This window comes from Paraburkholderia sp. BL6665CI2N2 (assembly GCF_004366535.1).
GTDB lineage: Bacteria > Pseudomonadota > Gammaproteobacteria > Burkholderiales > Burkholderiaceae > Paraburkholderia.
Genome location: NZ_SORC01000001.1, coordinates 473,194 through 490,119 on the forward strand (window position 1 = coordinate 473,194; position 16,926 = coordinate 490,119).

General features: G+C 64.3%; 17 protein-coding genes. 6 read left to right on the forward strand and 11 right to left on the reverse strand.

What is annotated here, in order from left to right:
• Nucleotides 1-292 precede the first annotated feature (292 nt).
• Nucleotides 293-1,720, reverse strand: coding sequence for a hypothetical protein (locus B0G81_RS02040; protein WP_134133102.1), 1,428 nt, complete (start codon nt 1,718-1,720; stop codon nt 293-295).
• Nucleotides 1,721-2,250: 530 nt separating this feature from the next.
• Between B0G81_RS02040 and B0G81_RS02045 the strand changes: the two genes are divergently transcribed.
• Nucleotides 2,251-3,360, forward strand: a complete 1,110-nt coding sequence (locus B0G81_RS02045) for an AGE family epimerase/isomerase (protein WP_134133106.1) — start codon at nt 2,251-2,253, stop codon at nt 3,358-3,360.
• A 105-nt stretch (nt 3,361-3,465) separates the two neighbouring features.
• A complete protein-coding gene (locus tag B0G81_RS02050; protein ID WP_243856338.1) occupies nt 3,466-3,747 on the forward strand; it encodes an HNH endonuclease signature motif containing protein in 282 nt (93 codons plus the stop codon).
• An 86-nt stretch (nt 3,748-3,833) separates the two neighbouring features.
• On the opposite strand, the gene B0G81_RS02055 is transcribed toward B0G81_RS02050, so the two are convergent.
• Entirely contained in the window at nt 3,834-4,109 is a 276-nt protein-coding gene (locus B0G81_RS02055) for a hypothetical protein (RefSeq protein ID WP_106281682.1), read from the reverse strand.
• A gap of 218 nt (nt 4,110-4,327) precedes the next feature.
• Between B0G81_RS02055 and B0G81_RS02060 the strand changes: the two genes are divergently transcribed.
• Entirely contained in the window at nt 4,328-4,531 is a 204-nt protein-coding gene (locus B0G81_RS02060; RefSeq protein ID WP_007178724.1) for a cold-shock protein, read from the forward strand.
• Nucleotides 4,532-4,643: 112 nt separating this feature from the next.
• Here the strand turns inward: B0G81_RS02060 and B0G81_RS02065 are convergent, their stop codons facing one another.
• Complete coding sequence (locus B0G81_RS02065; RefSeq protein ID WP_134133112.1) at nt 4,644-6,266, reverse strand: methyl-accepting chemotaxis protein; 1,623 nt, start codon at nt 6,264-6,266, stop codon at nt 4,644-4,646.
• A 269-nt stretch (nt 6,267-6,535) separates the two neighbouring features.
• Between B0G81_RS02065 and B0G81_RS02070 the strand changes: the two genes are divergently transcribed.
• From B0G81_RS02070 to B0G81_RS02080, 3 genes are all read left to right on the forward strand, one after another.
• Nucleotides 6,536-6,970, forward strand: coding sequence for a PaaI family thioesterase (locus B0G81_RS02070; RefSeq protein ID WP_134133115.1), 435 nt, complete (start codon nt 6,536-6,538; stop codon nt 6,968-6,970).
• A 119-nt stretch (nt 6,971-7,089) separates the two neighbouring features.
• Nucleotides 7,090-7,392: a helix-turn-helix transcriptional regulator gene (locus B0G81_RS02075; protein ID WP_134133118.1), complete on the forward strand. Its 303-nt coding sequence runs from the start codon at nt 7,090-7,092 to the stop codon at nt 7,390-7,392.
• A 58-nt stretch (nt 7,393-7,450) separates the two neighbouring features.
• The gene (locus tag B0G81_RS02080; protein ID WP_134133122.1) at nt 7,451-8,803 is read left to right on the forward strand and encodes a pyridoxal-dependent decarboxylase; all 1,353 of its coding nucleotides are present in this window, start codon (nt 7,451-7,453) and stop codon (nt 8,801-8,803) included.
• A gap of 164 nt (nt 8,804-8,967) precedes the next feature.
• On the opposite strand, the gene B0G81_RS02085 is transcribed toward B0G81_RS02080, so the two are convergent.
• From B0G81_RS02085 to B0G81_RS02120, 8 genes are all read right to left on the reverse strand, one after another.
• Complete coding sequence (locus tag B0G81_RS02085) at nt 8,968-9,816, reverse strand: ureidoglycolate lyase (RefSeq protein ID WP_134133125.1); 849 nt, start codon at nt 9,814-9,816, stop codon at nt 8,968-8,970.
• Between the two features lie 56 nt (nt 9,817-9,872).
• Nucleotides 9,873-10,616, reverse strand: coding sequence for an SDR family oxidoreductase (locus B0G81_RS02090; RefSeq protein ID WP_121309603.1), 744 nt, complete (start codon nt 10,614-10,616; stop codon nt 9,873-9,875).
• 44 nt (nt 10,617-10,660) lie between these two features.
• The gene (locus B0G81_RS02095; RefSeq protein WP_134133129.1) at nt 10,661-11,491 is read right to left on the reverse strand and encodes an amidohydrolase family protein; all 831 of its coding nucleotides are present in this window, start codon (nt 11,489-11,491) and stop codon (nt 10,661-10,663) included.
• A gap of 7 nt (nt 11,492-11,498) precedes the next feature.
• Complete coding sequence (locus B0G81_RS02100) at nt 11,499-12,539, reverse strand: aldo/keto reductase (protein WP_106281672.1); 1,041 nt, start codon at nt 12,537-12,539, stop codon at nt 11,499-11,501.
• A 97-nt stretch (nt 12,540-12,636) separates the two neighbouring features.
• Complete coding sequence (locus B0G81_RS02105) at nt 12,637-13,956, reverse strand: UxaA family hydrolase (protein WP_134133132.1); 1,320 nt, start codon at nt 13,954-13,956, stop codon at nt 12,637-12,639.
• 42 nt (nt 13,957-13,998) lie between these two features.
• A complete protein-coding gene (locus B0G81_RS02110; RefSeq protein WP_208328503.1) occupies nt 13,999-14,331 on the reverse strand; it encodes a UxaA family hydrolase in 333 nt (110 codons plus the stop codon).
• A gap of 25 nt (nt 14,332-14,356) precedes the next feature.
• On the reverse strand, nt 14,357-15,352 hold the full coding sequence (locus tag B0G81_RS02115; protein ID WP_243856740.1) for an ABC transporter permease: 996 nt from the start codon (nt 15,350-15,352) through the stop codon (nt 14,357-14,359).
• A 49-nt stretch (nt 15,353-15,401) separates the two neighbouring features.
• Nucleotides 15,402-16,922, reverse strand: a complete 1,521-nt coding sequence (locus tag B0G81_RS02120) for a sugar ABC transporter ATP-binding protein (protein ID WP_134133138.1) — start codon at nt 16,920-16,922, stop codon at nt 15,402-15,404.
• Nucleotides 16,923-16,926: the final 4 nt, after the last annotated feature.

Consider the following 16,926-nt stretch of genomic DNA (forward strand, 5'->3'; position numbering starts at 1 on the left):
TGCAGCGGATTCGACGCCGGCTCTTTTACTGGGCACCAACGTTGGACTCGCCGCGGCCTTGCGTGGGGTGATCACGGCCGCGTCAATGGCGCCTGGCGCTCGCTGTCCGGACGTGTCAGCGTCACGCTTTCTACGGACACGATTAGCCCTCGCAGCGTCCGGGCCAGATTGTCTTGCGGCTTCACGCGGCGGCCGTTGCTGAAAACTCGGGCTGCGGGTGCCGGACAACGTCCGGCGATAGGAAGGTCGATCACCGCGACCGGCTTGTCGCCGGCGCGGCGCTTACTGAGTGTCAGTGCGGGCTAACCGCTTTCTGCTTGTGTCCATGCTGCGCTCGCGTTGCGCGCCTCGCATGCGTCGGCGTGGCGGCCGCTTGCTGGGGCGCCGTGAGCGCTGCCGCAGCCACATCGGAAGCGGCATTAGTGGCGGCAGCGGTCGCCATCGCCAGGTGCGTGTCGAGCAAACTGGCCATGGCTGCCTGCTGGTTCTGCATCATCTGCTCGATGCGCTGCTGCTGGGCGCTCGTCTCGCGCGTGAGGCGCATCAGCAGCACGGTTTGCGTGATGCCGATCGCAACCGTCACCAGCAACGCACCGACCACGATCGACAGCATCCATTTCATGCGCCGCGAATGATCGGTCGCGGCGTGGCGCTGATCGGCGATCACGCCATAAAGCGCGTCGACGGTATCGGCAAATGCGGTTGCCCGCGCGCGATCGAGTTCCGGCGCGGCGCGCAGCGCAGCCGCGGCCGCTTCGGCACGCCGGGCTTCCCGCCAAGGCGTGGCGAACGCCGCGTTAGCCTGTGCGGACGCCGAGGAATCCATCGACGTCTCCGACGCCGTGCTGTTCGGCGCGGCGATCGCAGCTTCCGTCGGCGCCCTATGCTGGTTCGACACCGCGCCCGGCTTCAACCCCTCAGCAGCAGCGTCCGGTTGTGCCGACCCAGGTTCGTCCGTTGTGCCCGTCACGTTGGCCGCGACCGCGGCTTGTTCTTGTGAAACCGATGCCGATGCCGATGCTGCACCAGAAGCCGAAGCCGCCTTGCCAAAAGTCGCCGCGAGCCGCTGCGTCGCCCTGACGCCGCCAGCGGTCGACGCCGCCATCACATCGTCCTTCGCATCCGGCTCCGCCGCCTGGCGCAGCGCGGTCACGCTGCGCGCCACGGTCGCTGCCGCCATCGCCGGGGTAAGCGGCGTCGACGCATCGCGCGCCGGTGTCGTGGAGTTTTCCTCTGCAGACGCGGCCGTGTCCGCTGCCGTCTTCGCATCGCCCAAAGCCAGTTCGCCGGCGGGAGAAGCCGCCACCACCAAAGGCTCGATTTCGAGCCCGCTCAACAGCGCGTTGACCGGCACCGGTTGGTCGTCGGGCTTAGCAGCGCGTGGCGCGCGGCGCGCGGCCCGTGCGTCCACCAACGCGTTGTCGCCGCCATCGATCGCGCCGACAGCTGCCAACACCACATCAGGTAATTCGAAGCCATGTAGCGTGCCTTGCCGGATATCGATATTCATCGCTTCCAGCGTGGCGCGGGTGGGATCGTCGGGGAACAGGTCGAGCGTGCTGTCGTCGCGGGAGGCGTCGCTCAATTGCGCGAGGCGTTGTGCCGAGCGCGCGGCGCGCGCCAGCTTGTTTTCAGTTTCGGTCGGGACGGTGGCCTGGCGGCGCTTCTTCGAAGCGACGCGCTGAGGCCGGGACTGCGTGGATGCTACGGAATCTGCCATAGAGAAAAAAGCGGTCGTCGCCGGAAAGCGGGCGCCGAGCACCGCTCGTCAATGCCGTTGGAATTTTTCGAGAGCGCATTGTCGCATGGCCGCCCGCGCCCGCCGAAGCCATTCGGCGATGATTTTCCGATTTCAGGAAGTCGCGTCGTCCTGCCGGAACTGTTTGACGCCATGCAGTTGTCGCAAGCGCGCGGCGGCCACCATCAGGCGGGCGATGAGTTCGAGATTCCCCAGCATTGTTCTTGCTCCTCAGCGGAAATTACCTAAAGTGGTCTCCGCACCGGTGACGCAGTGCCAGTGCGAGCCGTTTGCTTTATGCTAAGCCGCACGTCGCCAGGCTGGTCGCACGGGCGGGTCGCACGACCGGTCGCCATCCTGATTTTGCGGCTGCCGGTTTGCAAAACAGGTAGCATCCAGGCTCGTTGGCAGGTTCGCCGGCAACCGCGCCGCGCTGAGACTCAGGCCACGGAAGCAACAAATATGTCCGCCGTCGCTTCGCTTCGAAATACCCTGTTCGCCCCATTTTGACTATGCAGAGCATGAACCCACCCGCCGCTTCCACCCTCGCACTCGCCATCAATCTGCGCGATCACTTCACAGGCGTGGTGCTGCCGATCTGGCGCGGCCCGGGTTTCAATACCGCACTGAAGCTGCCCTACGAAGCCGTCAGCGCCGAAGGTCATCAGCCGCTGCCCACCGAGCGCTATCGGGCCATGGCCTGCGCGCGGCAGTTGTTCGTGTTCTCGCAAGCAGGCGACGCAGCCCATGCGCAGGTGCTGTTCGACGCGTTGACGCATACCTTTCAGGACACGCGCGACGGTGGATGGTTCTACAGCGTGGACGCGCAAGGCGCACCGCTCGACACCACCAAAGACCTGTACACGCACGCGTTCGTGGTGTTTGCCTGCGCGGAGTATGCGCGGCGCTCCGGCAATCGCGACGCGCTGGAAATCGTGCATCGCACGTCCGCGTTGATCCAGTCGAACTTCGCCGCCGGGGACGATCTGTTCAACGCCGCGCTGAACGCGGATTTCTCCTGCGTGACGGGCACGCCGATCCAGAACCCCTTGATGCACCTGACCGAAGCCTGGCTAGCCGCTCGCGAAGCCACGCACGACAACGCTTTCGACGCCGCGCTGCGGCGCCTCGCCGGCGCGGTCGCGCAGCGCTTCGTGCATGCGCCAACGGGCTGCATCGCCGAATTGCCGATCGGCGCGGACGACAACCGTCTGGAACCCGGGCACCAGTTCGAATGGTTCTGGCTGGTGAAACAGGCGGGCGCTGTGTTCGAAGGCTCGGGTCTCGCCGAAGCCATGCCGCGCGCGTTCAGCTTCGCGCAACAACATGGCGTGGATAGGGAAACCGGCGGCGTGTACGCCTCGCTCGACGAAACCGGCCGGATCAAAGACGCGACCCAGCGGATCTGGGCCCAAACCGAATATCTACGCGCGCTGGCGAGCCATGGCGAACCGGCGGCGCGCGCCGCGCTGCCCCGGCAAATTGAACTGTTCCAGCAACGGTTCCTGCGTCCGCAGGGCTGGTTCGAATGCAAAACGCCGGCAGGTGAAGTAGCGCGCGCCGATATGCCGTCGACCACGCCCTATCACCTCGCTACCGCCTATGAGGCGCTGCCGGCGTGAACGCCGCCGGCCAGGCCACACAACGGTCGAGCGCCAGAGATTCTGCTAGCCATTGGTGAGGCCATGGCCAGGAAACTTGCCGAACCTTGGTATCGACCACCGCCTGTGGACGAAATCTGCCCGCTCTGCGGCCGGCCGATCCCGGCGAGCCAGCGCGACTTGCATCACTGGGTGCCGAAAACAAAAGGCGGCAAGGAAGTCGCCGCCCTACACCGCATTTGCCACCGTCAGCTCCACGCGCTGTTCACGGAAGCCGAACTGGCGCAGCGCTATTCGACGGTCGAGGCGCTCCTCACCGACGAGGCGATACGCACCTTCGTGCGCTGGGTTCGCAGCAAGCCGAATGATTTCTATGAGCGCACGCGCCGCAGCGGGCGCAAAAACTAAGCGTCGAACGGACCGATCGAAGCCGGCTGAACGCCGGCCGCGATCTCGCGACGGGACGCGGGCACGAAGGCCGACCGCCCGGTCGATCAATACTCTTCGCGCTGCCAGGGGCTCCAGTCGCTGTCGGCTGATTTAAAACGCATATAAGTTGCGCTGTGCCCGGTGGGGGTGTCCGACGTGTCGCCGTGCGGCTTCTGATCGGTGACGTGGAGGGCGAAAGCCTGGCGGTCTTCGGTGTCGACCGTGATACGGCCGACCGGGTCCAGGGTGCCTTCCTGAGGTGATTTAGACTCCAATATCGCCAGATAGGGGGTCAAACGACTCCAGAACGAGGTAAGTTCTTCTTGCAAATAATGTGTCAATGTTTTTCCTGGAAGAGTAATACGAGCAGTTTACCCTACCTGCGGGAACAGCCTTCCAACTGCTTTCCAGGCCTCAAAAACACCGGGGCGGGGGAATACCCGAATACTGGTTGGTTGGCGTCCGTCATTAAGACGTGATACAACTCCTACTTCGCGCTCGATCTCGTGTTGAGAAATAGCGGTCGCGAATGCAACACACAACATTTACTGGATTAAAAATGGCAACAGGTACTGTGAAGTGGTTTAACGATGCAAAGGGCTTTGGCTTCATCACGCCGGACGACGGCGGCGAAGACCTGTTCGCGCACTTTTCGGAAGTTCAAGGCAGCGGCTTCAAGTCCCTGCAGGAAAACCAAAAGGTGACGTTTGAAGTTAAGCAAGGCCCGAAGGGCAAGCAAGCTGCGAACATCCAGCCGGCCTAAGTACCGTCAGGTACGTTGAGGCACCCTTAGGCGCTTGCGTCTAATGCAAAATGGCCCGCTTCGGCGGGCCATTTTCTTTGTCTGACGATTTCTTTTTGCGCCTTTTCGCGGTCTAGATTGCGCGCATACCGGCTAACGAAAAATCGGCCGATTGCCCTTGCGCTTCGTCGATTTGTTGCATCCGCAACACAGTTTCAGAAATTTCGAAGACGGAAACAGCCTGTTTCAATTGCTGAGTCTGCTGATGCAGCGAAGCCGCCGCCGCTGCAGCCTCTTCGACGAGCGCCGCGTTCTGCTGCGTCATCTCGTCCATCTGCACGACCGCCTGATTGACCTGCTCGATGCCCGTACTCTGCTCGAGCGACGACGCGCTGATCTCCGCCATCATCTGCGTGACGCGCGAAATCGAGGCGGACACGTTGCTCATCGCCGCGCCGGCGTGCTCGACCAGCGTCGAACCGCCCTGAATCTCGGCGACCGATTCGCTGATCAGCGTTTTGATTTCCTTCGCCGATTGCGCGCTGCGCTGCGCGAGGCCGCGCACTTCGCCCGCCACCACCGCGAAGCCGCGCCCCTGCTCGCCCGCGCGCGCCGCTTCGACGGCCGCATTCAGCGCGAGGATGTTGGTCTGGAAGGCAATGCCGTCGATCACCGAAATGATCTCGGCGATCTTGTCCGAGCTCTGCGCAATGCCGCGCATCTTGTCGACCACCTCGTTGACCACTTCGCTGCCGCGCGAGGTCGCCTCCAGCGCGGTCTCGGCGAGCGCGTTGGCCTCACGCGCGTGCTCGGCGTTCTGGCGCACGGTAGCCGTCAGTTCCTCCATGCTCGACGCGGTTTCTTCAAGCGACGCCGCCTGGTTTTCGGTGCGCGCCGACAGATCGGCGTTGCCGGTCGCGATTTCGTCGGCGCCGAGGTGGATCGAGTCGGCGGATTCGCGCACGGTCTGCACCGTGCGCGCCACGCTCGCCTGCATTTTCGCGAGGCCCGAGAACAACCGGCCGATTTCATTGGTGCCGCGTGCGGCGATCGGTTGGTCGAGACGGCCGTGTGCGATCCGGTCGAAGTGACGGCCCGCTTCTTCCAGCGGCGCCACCACGCCGCGCCGCAGCGCCGCGTACACGGCGAACGTGCCGGCTACCAGCGCCAGCAGGATCACGATGCTGACGGCACGGAAGGTCGCCATGCGCGTGTCGATCGAATCGAGCGATGCGCGGCTTGCCGTGTTGCCGAACTGCACGAAGTTATGCAACTCGCCGAGGTACGCGTCCTGGAACGACTGCGTCGGCTGATCGAGGAAGGCCTGGATGTTGTTCGAGTCGAGAAACTGCACCAGCTCTGCGAGCGCGTCGTGCAGCTTTTTGTAGCGCTCGGCGAGCGCGGCGGCGCGGGCGCCGTTTTCATCGCCGGTCTTCGGCGCGCTCATGAAGGCCGCGAACGACTGGTCGGCGGCCGTCAACTGTTCACGGGCGTGCTGCACGATATCGGTCGGCTCGGAGCCGCCGCGCACCATGCGCGTCCCGGCGCGCGAGAGGTTGATGCGCGCGTCCATCAAATGCTGGGTCGTTTCGTTGACCGCGTCCACCTGCTTCAAGGCGATGTTCGACAGATCGCCCACGTCGTCATGCGTACGCGTGAGCGACCAGAATCCCAAACCTATCGTGACAAGCTGGAAAACGCAAAACGCGGCCAGAACACACAACAGGCCGGATGCGACCTTGATCTTGCTGAACATCGTGAATACCTGGAGACAAAGAATGACGGGAGCTACATCAGGGTTAACGGCATAAGCGCGCCGCGCTTGAGGCCAATTCCATCAAAGATCGCCTTACGCCCCCTTTTCATCGGTCAACGTCAGCATTGCAATCAATTCGCGCAACAATGCGCCGCACGAATTGCCGATTCACCTTGACGCGGTGCATGCGCGCTTCCTAGAGTGGGTAGGGACTGCACGACGCAGGCCAGTGCAGATTGCCACCGCGGGCCACGCCCGAAGGAATCACAATGACCGACCTCCTCGACCGGGCGCGCGGCGCACTGCATGCCCAGCCGTTCAGCATGCTGTTAGGCGCCGAGTTGATGCAGACAAGCACCAGCGAACTCACGCTGAGCCTGCCGATCCGCGACGAGTTGCGGCAGCAGCACGGCTTCGTGCATGGCGGCGTCATCAGCTATCTCGCCGACAACGCGCTGACCTTCGCGGGCGCGCTGCTGCTCGGGCCGAAGGTCGTGACCGGGGAATACAAGATCAATTACCTGCGGCCGGCCATCAACGGCACGCTGATCGCGCGCGCGAAGGTCGTCTACGCGGGCCAGCATCAGGCGACCTGCCAATGCAACGTGTATGTGATGGAAGGCAACCGCGAAAAGCTGATTGCCGTCGCACAAGGCACGGTCAACCGGATCAGCGAGAACGGCGAACACGAACACGCGAGCTGACGTCACGGCACCTGGATGAACCACTTCGCGCCGCCTTCGGGGCGCTTGTCCATGCGTTATCATTTAGCTAATATGCGAAACGTTATCGACTGATGGCTCCGTTCCACACGCACCGCTCCATGGCAGACGAACTCACCCGCATCAACGCGCTCGCCAACGCAAGCCGCCTCGCCGTCATGCGCTGGCTGAGAGAGCCGACGCGGCATTTCCCGTATCAGGACCACGCCGATATCGAAACGGTCGGCGTGTGCTGCACGTTCATTACGGACAAGCTCGGTATTGCGCCTGCCACCACCACGCGTCACATGCGCATCCTCGCCGATGCGGGACTCGTGCGTGCGCAGCGGATCGGCAAGTTCACGTACTACAAGCGCATCGACGCCGAGTTGCAGAAGCTCGGTCGCGACCTCGCCAATCTCTAGGCGCGTGGCCTTCTTGAGGCTGCCGCGCCATCACGTTATCGATACTTGAAGGACCCCTATGAACGAACTTGCTCTGATTGCCGACGCCGACCGACGCGCGCACGCTTACCTCACCGATATCGGCAAGCGCCGGGTGTTTCCGGACGCAGCCGCGCTCGCGCAACTCGCCGCCTTCGACGAAGCCTTCCCGCAGCACGGCCACGCGCCCGCAGACGTGCTGCGTCTGCTCGACGAAAGTGGTTCGCCCGGCACAGTCGCGTCGAACGATCCGCGCTATTACGGCTTCGTGATCGGCGCGGTGCTGCCGGCCGCGGCGGCGGCCGAGCGTCTGATGGGCGCGTGGGATCAATGCGCGTCGACTTTCGACAACTCGCCCGTCGCAGCCACGCTGGAGAAAATCGCGGCGCGCTGGGTGCTCGACGCGCTGGATCTGCCGCGCGAAGCGGCGGTCGGCTTCGGCACCAGCGCCACGGCGTGCACGCTCGTTTGCATCGCGGCCGCGCGGCGCGCGCTGCTTGCGCGCAAGGGCTGGGATTTCGACAACGATGGCCTGGACGGCGCGCCGCCGGTGCGCGTCGTGATCTCCGAGATGGCGCACATCACCGTCAAGAAGGCGTTGCGCGTGCTCGGCTTCGGCATGAAGCGCGTGATCAGCGCGCCAGTCGACGAGCACGGCCGCATCGATCCCGCGCAGCTACCGCCGCTCGACGACATGACGATCTTCTGCGTGCAAGCGGGCGAAGTGAACACCGGAGAGTTCGATCCGTTCGCGGCACTGATTCCGCGCGCCAAAGCCGCCGGCGCCTGGGTTCATGTGGATGGCGCGTTCGGTCTGTGGGCGCGGGCATCGTCGAAACGGGCGCTGACCGATGGCATCGACGGCGCCGACAGTTGGACCACCGACGGCCACAAGTGGCTCAACACGCCCTACGACGGCGCCATGGCGATCTGCCGCGACGCGCAGGCACTTTCATCGGCGATGAACAGCGACGCGGTTTACCTGACCGGCGCGCACGACGCGCAGAAGAACGTGAACCTGGAGTTCTCGCGCCGTGCGCGTGGCATTCCGATCTGGGCGGCGCTGCGTTCGCTCGGGCGCAGCGGCGTGCAGGAGATGGTGGACCGGCATTGCGCGCAGGCTGCGCGGATCGCCGAAGGTCTGCGTGGTGCCGGATTCGTGGTGCTGAACCGCGTGGTGCTGAACCAGGTGCTGGTACGAGCGAAGACCGACGCGCAGACGGTCGCGATTCGCGAAGCGGCGCAGGCGTCGGGCGAAACGTGGTTCGGTCAGACTGTCTGGCAAGGCCGGCCGGCGTTTCGCATCAGCGTGTCGTCGTGGCGCACTGAGGATACACACGTCGATCAGTTGGTGGCGCTGCTCGCAAGACTGCTCGCCGAACACGGCGATTGAGAAGCCTGCAGAAAACGAGTGCGGCGGTGGTTTGGCCGCGCCGCACGCGCGACTGCGAATAGAGAGACGCGCGTAAGCGGCAGCGGCGCACACAAAAAAGCGGCTCCTGCTTGTTGGTGCAGGAACCGCTGTTCTTCATGCCCCGCGAAGCCCGCAGACGCGAATCACTCCGCCGCGTAGGTCTTCTGCGTTTGCTCGCCCAGCCCTTCGATGCCCAGGCGAATCGTCTGACCCGGCTTGAGAAACACCGGATTCGGCTTCACGCCCATGCCGACGCCCGGCGGCGTGCCGGTCGAAATCACGTCGCCCGGTTGCAGGCTCATGCACTGCGACACGTACGACACCAGTTTCGCGACGCCGAACACCATCGTCTTCGTGCTGCCGTTCTGATAGCGGTGGCCATCCACTTCGAGCCACAGGCTCAGGTTCTGCGGATCGGCGACTTCGTCACGCGTGACGACCCACGGACCGATCGGGCCGAACGTGTCGAAGCCCTTACCCTTGTCCCACGTGCCGCCCTTTTCGATCTGCCATTCGCGTTCCGACACGTCGTTGATCACGCAATAACCGGCGACGTAAGCCAGCGCGTTAGCTTCGTCGATATATTTCGCCGGCTTGCCGATCACCACGCCCAATTCGACTTCCCAATCGGTTTTCTTCGAGCCACGGGGAATTTCAACGTCGTCGTTCGGGCCGCTGATGGCGCTCGTCCACTTGTTGAAGATGACCGGTTCGGCGGGCACCGGCAGATTCGATTCGGCCGCGTGATCCGCGTAATTCAAGCCGATGCAGATGAACTTGCCGATCTTGCCGACGCACGGACCCATGCGCGGGCTGCCTTCGACCAGCGGCAGCGAAGCCGGATCGAGCGCGCGCAGTTTGGCGAGACCTTCGTCGGTCAGCGCGGCGCCGTCGATATCGGCGACCACTTTCGACAGATCACGAATCTTGCCTTGCGCGTCGAGCAAGCCCGGCTTTTCCTGGCCTTTCGGCCCATAACGAAGCAGTTTCATCCTGGCACTTCCTTTCAGTGGTGTTCGGTTCGTGGTTCAGCTTGGGTCGCCGCGCGTCAGTTCGACCAGCCGCCGTCGATCACATGCGCGTGGCCCGTAGTAAACGACGACTCGTCGGACCCGAGATACAGCGCCAACGCGGCGATCTCTTCCGGCTTGCCGATGCGGCCCATCGGCTGACGCGCGACAAAGGCGGCCTGCACGGCGTCCAGCGTCGCGCCTTGCGCCTGGGCCTGCGCGACGATCCGCTGTTCGAGCGACGGCGAAGCCACCGTGCCCGGGCAGATCGCGTTACAGCGTACACCACGCGTGATGAAGTCCGCAGCAACGGACTTGGTCAGCCCGATCACCGCGGCCTTGGAGGCGCTATACGCGAAGCGGTTAGGCACGCCCTTCACGCTCGACGCCGCCGACGACATGTTGATGATCGAGCCGCCGCCGTGCTCCAGCATGGCCGGCAGGAACGCGCGGATCATGCGGTACATCGCCTTCGCGTTCAGGTCGAAGGCGAAGTCCCAATCCTCTTCGCTGCATTCGAGAATATTGCCCGCATGCACGAAGCCCGCGCAGTTGAACAGCACGTCGATCGCGCCGACTTCGGCGGCCAGCGCCTTGATCGCCGCGTCGTCGCGCACGTCGAGCTTGCGCGCCTCGACCGGCTTGCCGGCGAGTCCGTCGATGCGGATATCCGTGGCGATCACGCGCGCGCCTTCGCGCGCGAAAAGTTCGGCGGTAGCGAGTCCGATGCCTTGTCCTGCCGCCGTGATCAGGGCCGTCTTGCCGGCCAGTCTTTGTGTCATCTACGACTCCAGTTGAATGGGCTGTTGCTTGTCTCTTCCAGAAATCACAATCGATAAAACGCGGCAGCATTGCCGCCGAAAACCGCTTCGCGCTCGCCGTCGCTCAAGGACGCGAGCAAGGTGTTCGCCACCGAATGCCAGAGCAGATAGTCGCCGTTCAGATCGAGCACCGGCCAGTCGCTGCCCCACATCAAACGCGCCGGACCGAATGACTTCAGCAGATGCTCGACGTACGGGTGCAGCGTTTCCTCGGTCCAGCCCGGCGATGCTTCGGTGACGAGCCCCGACAGCTTGCAATGCACCTGCGGCAGTTGCGCGAGCCGCGTGATTGCGTCGGCCCAGCTCTGGTAGCCCGCGCGTCCGTAGCGGATCGGCGGCTTCGCCCCATGATCGACGACGATGCGCAGCGCCGGAAAACGCTTAGCGAAAGTTTCGAACGGCTCGACGTGGCGCGCGTAAATGAGCGCGTCGAACGCAAGGTCATATGCGATCAGCGCTTCGATGGCCGGCGCGAGATCGGGGTTCGCGATCCACGTGTTGTCGGGCAGATCCTGCAGCATCGGCCGCACGCCCTTGAACTTCGGCTCATGCGCCAGCGCTTCGATCACCTGCGGCGCGGTAGGCAGCAACAACGGCACCCAGCCGACCACGCCGGCAATCGACGGCTCATGGCGCGCCAGGTCCAGCAAATAACGCGTCTCGTCGATGGTCGGCGCCGCTTGCACCACCACCGTCCGTTCGATACCCGCGCGTTCGCGCAATGGCTTGAGATCCTCCGGGCCGAACGTCCGGTACAGGATTTTCAGTTCCGGCGTGAGCCACTCGTAATCGCCACGAGCGGGATCCCAGTAATGCTGGTGGGCATCGATATGCATCGTCAACTCAATCCTCCGGCGCGGGCGCGCGGCTGTCGAGCAAGCCTTCATCACGCAACGCGGACCATAAGGCCGCGGGGATCGGCTTCTCGAACGACGCAGCGTTCTCGCGCAATTCATCGGCACTGCGCGCGCCGGTCAACACCGTGGCGACCGCCGGATGCGCATACGGAAACTGCAAGGCGGCGGCTGCCAGCGGCACGCCGTGCGCACGGCACACCGCCTCCAGCCGCGCGACGCGCTCGATCACTTCGGGCGGCGCCTCGCCGTAATTGAACTTCAGATCACCTTCGACACCGCGCGCCAGAATGCCCGAGTTGAACGCGCCGCCTAACAGGATGCTGACGCCGCGTTTTTCACAAGCGGGCAACAGGTCGTCGAGCGTGGTCTGTTCGAGGAGCGTATAACGGCCCGCGAGCAACGCGCAATCGATATCGAACTCGGCCATCGCATCGAGTATCACCGCGCCTTCGTTGACGCCGAGTCCGACGGCCTTGATCGCGCCAGAAGAGCGCAACGTGTCCAGCGCGCGAAAACCGCCGCCTTCTGTCAGTTGCCGCCAGTAATGGGGATGGTTGTCGCCGTGCGTGACACGGCCGATATCGTGCACCAGCAGAATGTCGATATCGACAATGCCGAGGCGCTGCTGGCTATCTTCGAACGAACGCAGAATGCCGTCGTGGGTGTAGTCGTAGATTGCTTCGAATGGGAGCGGGTTTTGCCAGCCTTCCTTGTCGTCGAAAGGCGTGGTGCGCGGCACGAAACGGCGGCCAACTTTGGTGGACAGCAGATATTCGCCGCGCGGATAGCGCCGCAACACGTCACCCAAACGATGCTCGGCTTTCGTGTTGCCGTAATGCGGCGCGGTGTCGAAATAGCGCACGCCGGCGTTCCAGGCGGCGGCAATGGTGGCGTGAGCTTCTTCGTCGGACAGATCGCGGTACAGGCCGCCGAGGGGCGCCGTGCCGAGTCCCAAACCGGTCACCTGCAACGGCCCGCGGCCGATGCGGCGCCGTTGCCCGATCTTCGATCCGATCGTTGCGGTCATTGAACGCGTCTCCAATTTGTCGTGTTTTACCATGCATGGGCGAGGTTTGCCCACGGCGCGTGCGGCCTGCCGCTAGCCATGACCGCGAATGAGCCGCTCAGTGCGGCTCGATCGCGACAACCCGATGCTGCGCTGCGGCGCTCGACGGCAAGCAAGCCGGTCCGACCGGTTCGAACGTCTTGTACGTCAGAATGAATTCCTGATGACCAAGCGTCTCCGACTTCGAAGCCGCGCCGCGCGAGACCGCCACTGTCTGCTCGAAGACTTCGCGGCCTACTTCGTCGAGCGTGCCGCGGCCTTCGAGAATGCGGCCTGCATCGACGTCCATGTCGCCGGAGAGATTGCGATACGTCGCGGGATTCGCGCAGACCTTGATCACCGGCGAGATCGCCGAGCCGACCACCGAACCGCGCCCCGTGGTGAACAGAATCACATGCGCACCGCAGGCGATCAGCTCGCCGATCTCCGCGTTATCGCTGATGTTGGGGAAACCGAAGCGCGGCTCGCCGTCCGGCACCACGTCGAGCAGATACAGTCCGCCCGTTGGCGGAATATCGCCCGGCTTGATGATGCCGACAATCGGCGACGCCCCGCTTTTCGCATACGCGCCCAGCGATTTCTCTTCCTGCGTGGTGAGGCCGCCGTCCGCGTTGCCGACCGCGAAACTGCCGTGGCCGAGAATCGAGTAATAACGCGCCGCCTTCGCGACGCAAGCGACGATTTCGTCGCCGAGCGCCGGACGCGCCGCGCGCGTCTTCATATGGAATTCGCAGCCCACCAGCTCGCCGGTTTCCTCGAAGATGCAGGTCGCGCCCGCGTCGATCAGATGATCGAACGCGCGGCCCACCGCTGGATTCGCCGTGATGCCGCTGGTGCCGTCCGAGCCGCCGCAGATCGTGCCGATCACCAGTTCGCTCAGCGCCATCGGCACTTTCTGCTGCGCGGCGAGTTGCTGGCGCGCGCCGCGAATCCAGTCGACGCCGTATTGAATCGTGCTGCGCGTACCGCCCTTTTCCTGGATCGTCAGCACTTCCACGGGACGGCCGCTCGCGCGCACCACGTCCACCAGATAGTGCTTGTTCATGCTCTCGCAACCCAGCGACACGAATAGCACCGCGCCCACGTTGGGATGCGTGGCGAGCCGCTCGAGCATCTTTTCCGCATAGCCGTTCGGATAGCAGCCCGGAAAGCCTATCAGGTGCACAGGCGGTTCGCGTTCGGAGGATGGATCGTCGAAGGCGTCGAGCGGTTCGCGAAACTGCGTAACGATCTCGCGCGCGACGTGATGCGCGCACTCGACCAGATACGCCACCGCGACCACATTGCGGATGCCCTTGCGGCCATCGCGGCGCAGATAGCCCTCAAGCGCGGGCTGCTGCGCGGCGACAGGCAGAGATGCTACGGAAGTGTCAGTCATGATCGTTCCAGCGCGGCGCAAGGCCACTTCGTTGTGCGCACATCAGTGATGGACGAATTCGTGGCCCGCGTCGTGCGTGTACGTCGGCAGGTAATCGCTTTCGAGGTTGTGCGTATGCAGATGCGCACCGCGCGCCACGGCTTCTGTCACGTGACCGATCACCGCGCCGTAGCGCAGCACTTTGTCGTCTTTCGCGAGTTCATGGCGCGCCACCTTGTGACCGAGGTCGATGGTTTTGGTGAGAGTCACGCGCTCGCCCTCGATCTCGATCTGCGTGCCGCCGTCGAGGCGCGCCGCCGCGATCAGGCAGTTGTCGGCGGGGCTGAGCAGGATCAGGCGCGGGTCGGTTTGCAATGGCAACGGGCGGCTGGTCAAATGAGTTCTCCAAGGTGCATGTGCATCAGTTCTGCCCTTCGCCGCTCGCAACGCGCGCCACCATCAGCGAGCCCAGAATGATCGCGCCGTAAATCGCCTGAATCCAGAAAGACGGCACCTGGGCTAGCGTCAGCAGGTTCTGCACGACGCCGAGCAGCAGCACGCCGGTGAGCGCGCCGAACATGGTGCCCTTGCCGCCGTCGAGCGAAATGCCGCCGATCACCGCCGCCGCGAACACCGTGAAGATCATGCCGTTGCCCTGGTTTGCATTGATCGCGCCGACATAGCCGGTCACGATCAGACCGCCCACCGAGGCAAGTATGCTCCCGAGCACGAATACGCCCCACGTGATGCGCTCCACGCGAATCCCAGCCGCGCGCGCCGCTTCCGGATTACCGCCGATCGCGTACAACGCACGGCCCAGCCGGTGGTAGCGCAGCATGAAGGCCGCGATCGCAAACGCCACTGCGGCGAGCCATACGGACAAAGGCAAGCCGAGCACGATAGTGGTGGCGAGCGCGAAGAACGACGGCGGCATATCGAACAGCGTGCCGCCCTTGGTCGCGCCGACCAGCATGCCACGCAACACGATCAGCATGGCCAGCGTGACGATGAACGCATTGAGCCGCAAACGCACCACGAGAAAGCCGTTGATGAAGCCGATCACCGCGCCCACCACCACGATGGCGAGCAAGCCGGCCGCCGCCGGCCATTGCATGCCGAAGCCCGCGGACGCCGCCGGCATCACCAGCATCGCGCCCACGGCGGGCGCGATACCGACCGTCGATTCGAGCGACAAGTCGAACTTGCCCGTCAGCACGATCAGCGATTCGGCGAGCACGACGAGCGCCAACGCCGCCGACGCGCCCAGCACACTGATGAGATTCGTCTTCGTCAGAAAGCTCGGGCTGACAAACGCGCCGATCACGATCAACAAAGCAAGCGCGGGCAACAACGCCAGTTCACGCAGCCGGGCGAGTTCGGAACGCGCGCGTTTGCCTCGCGACGCCGGCGCGGCCATCTGAGGCTGAGCCTGACCTTGCACGGCGCCGAAAGCGGGACTGGGCACACTATTCTTCATGAAGACTGACTCCTTCAACGGATGCGATCAGGTCGTGGTCCTGCCAACCCGCGGGAAATTCGGCCGCGACACGGCCACGGAACATGACCAGCACGCGGTCACAGGTGCGCAGATCGTCGAGTTCGCCGGACACGACCAGCACGGCCTTGCCCTCTTCGCGCACGCGATCCACGACGGAGAGCAACGCTTCTTTCGATTTCACGTCGACGCCCGCGGTGGGATCGATCAGCACGAGCACATTGGGGTTAGTGGCGAGCGCGCGCGCCATCACCACCTTCTGCTGATTGCCGCCGGATAGACCCGACACGACATGCTCCGGACCTTGCGCGACGATGCCGAGCGCCTCGATCATCTTCTGGCCGAAGGCGTTCTTCTTCGCGGGCGGCGCGATGCCGAATTTGCCGAGCAGACGCGCGATCGTCATCGATGCGTTTTCCGCCACCGATTGCGTGAGCACCAGCCCTTCGTGATGCCGATCCTTCGGCACACAGCCTATGCCATGCGCGAGCGCCGCGGGCACATCGCCGGGCGGCAAGATTGCGCCGTCGACGCTGATCGTGCCGCGCTTGGCCGCGCGCAGGCCCGCAATCGCTTCGGCCACGCTCGTGCGGCCGCTGCTCGTCGCGCCGGTCAAGCCGACGACTTCGCCGCGCTTCACCATGAACGACACGCCTTCGTAATCGGCGCCGGCCAGTTCCTTGAGTTCCAGCGCGACCGCCGTATCGGCGGGCAACGCGGCGCGCGCTGCAGCGTCGGCGACGGCGAGACCGCCGCGTTCGCCGGTCATCGCTTCAATCAGTTGCTCACGCGGCAACGCGGAAACCGGCGCGCTGACGATATGCCGCGCATCGCGCAGCACCGTCACGGCCTGGCAGATTTCATAGACTTCCTGAAGATGATGCGAGATGAAGAGAAACGTCACGCCTTCGCGCTGCAACTCGCTGATACGCCGGAACAGGCGCTTGATCTCGTCGCCGTCGAGTTGCGCAGTCGGTTCGTCGAGAATGATGAAGCGCGCGCCGTACGACAGCGCGCGCGCAATCTCCACCAGTTGCCGCGCTTCCACCGACAGATCGCCGGCGCGGGCATCTTCGCGCACGTCGATCTTCCAGTGATCGAGCAACGCGCGCGCATCGCGCCGCATGGCTTGCCAATCGATCACGCCGCCGCGCAACGGCTGCCGGTTGATGAACAGATTCTCCGCCACGCTCAGATCGCGGATGATCGTCGAATGTTGGTAGACGCATGCCACGCGCTCGCGCCAGGCGTCACGATCCGCGATCGATGGCGCGGCCGCGCCGCTGAAACGCACCTCGCCGGTGTCGGGCTTGCGCAGGCCGGTGAGAATCGACACCAGCGTCGATTTACCCGCGCCGTTGCGCCCGACGAGCGCATGCGACTCGCCGGGCATGACGCGAATGCTCACGTCGTTCAGCGCGGCCGTCGAGCCGAAGCGTTTGGTGACCTCGAGCGCTTCGACGACGGGCACGGAGGACGCGAGTTCGCTCATTGGA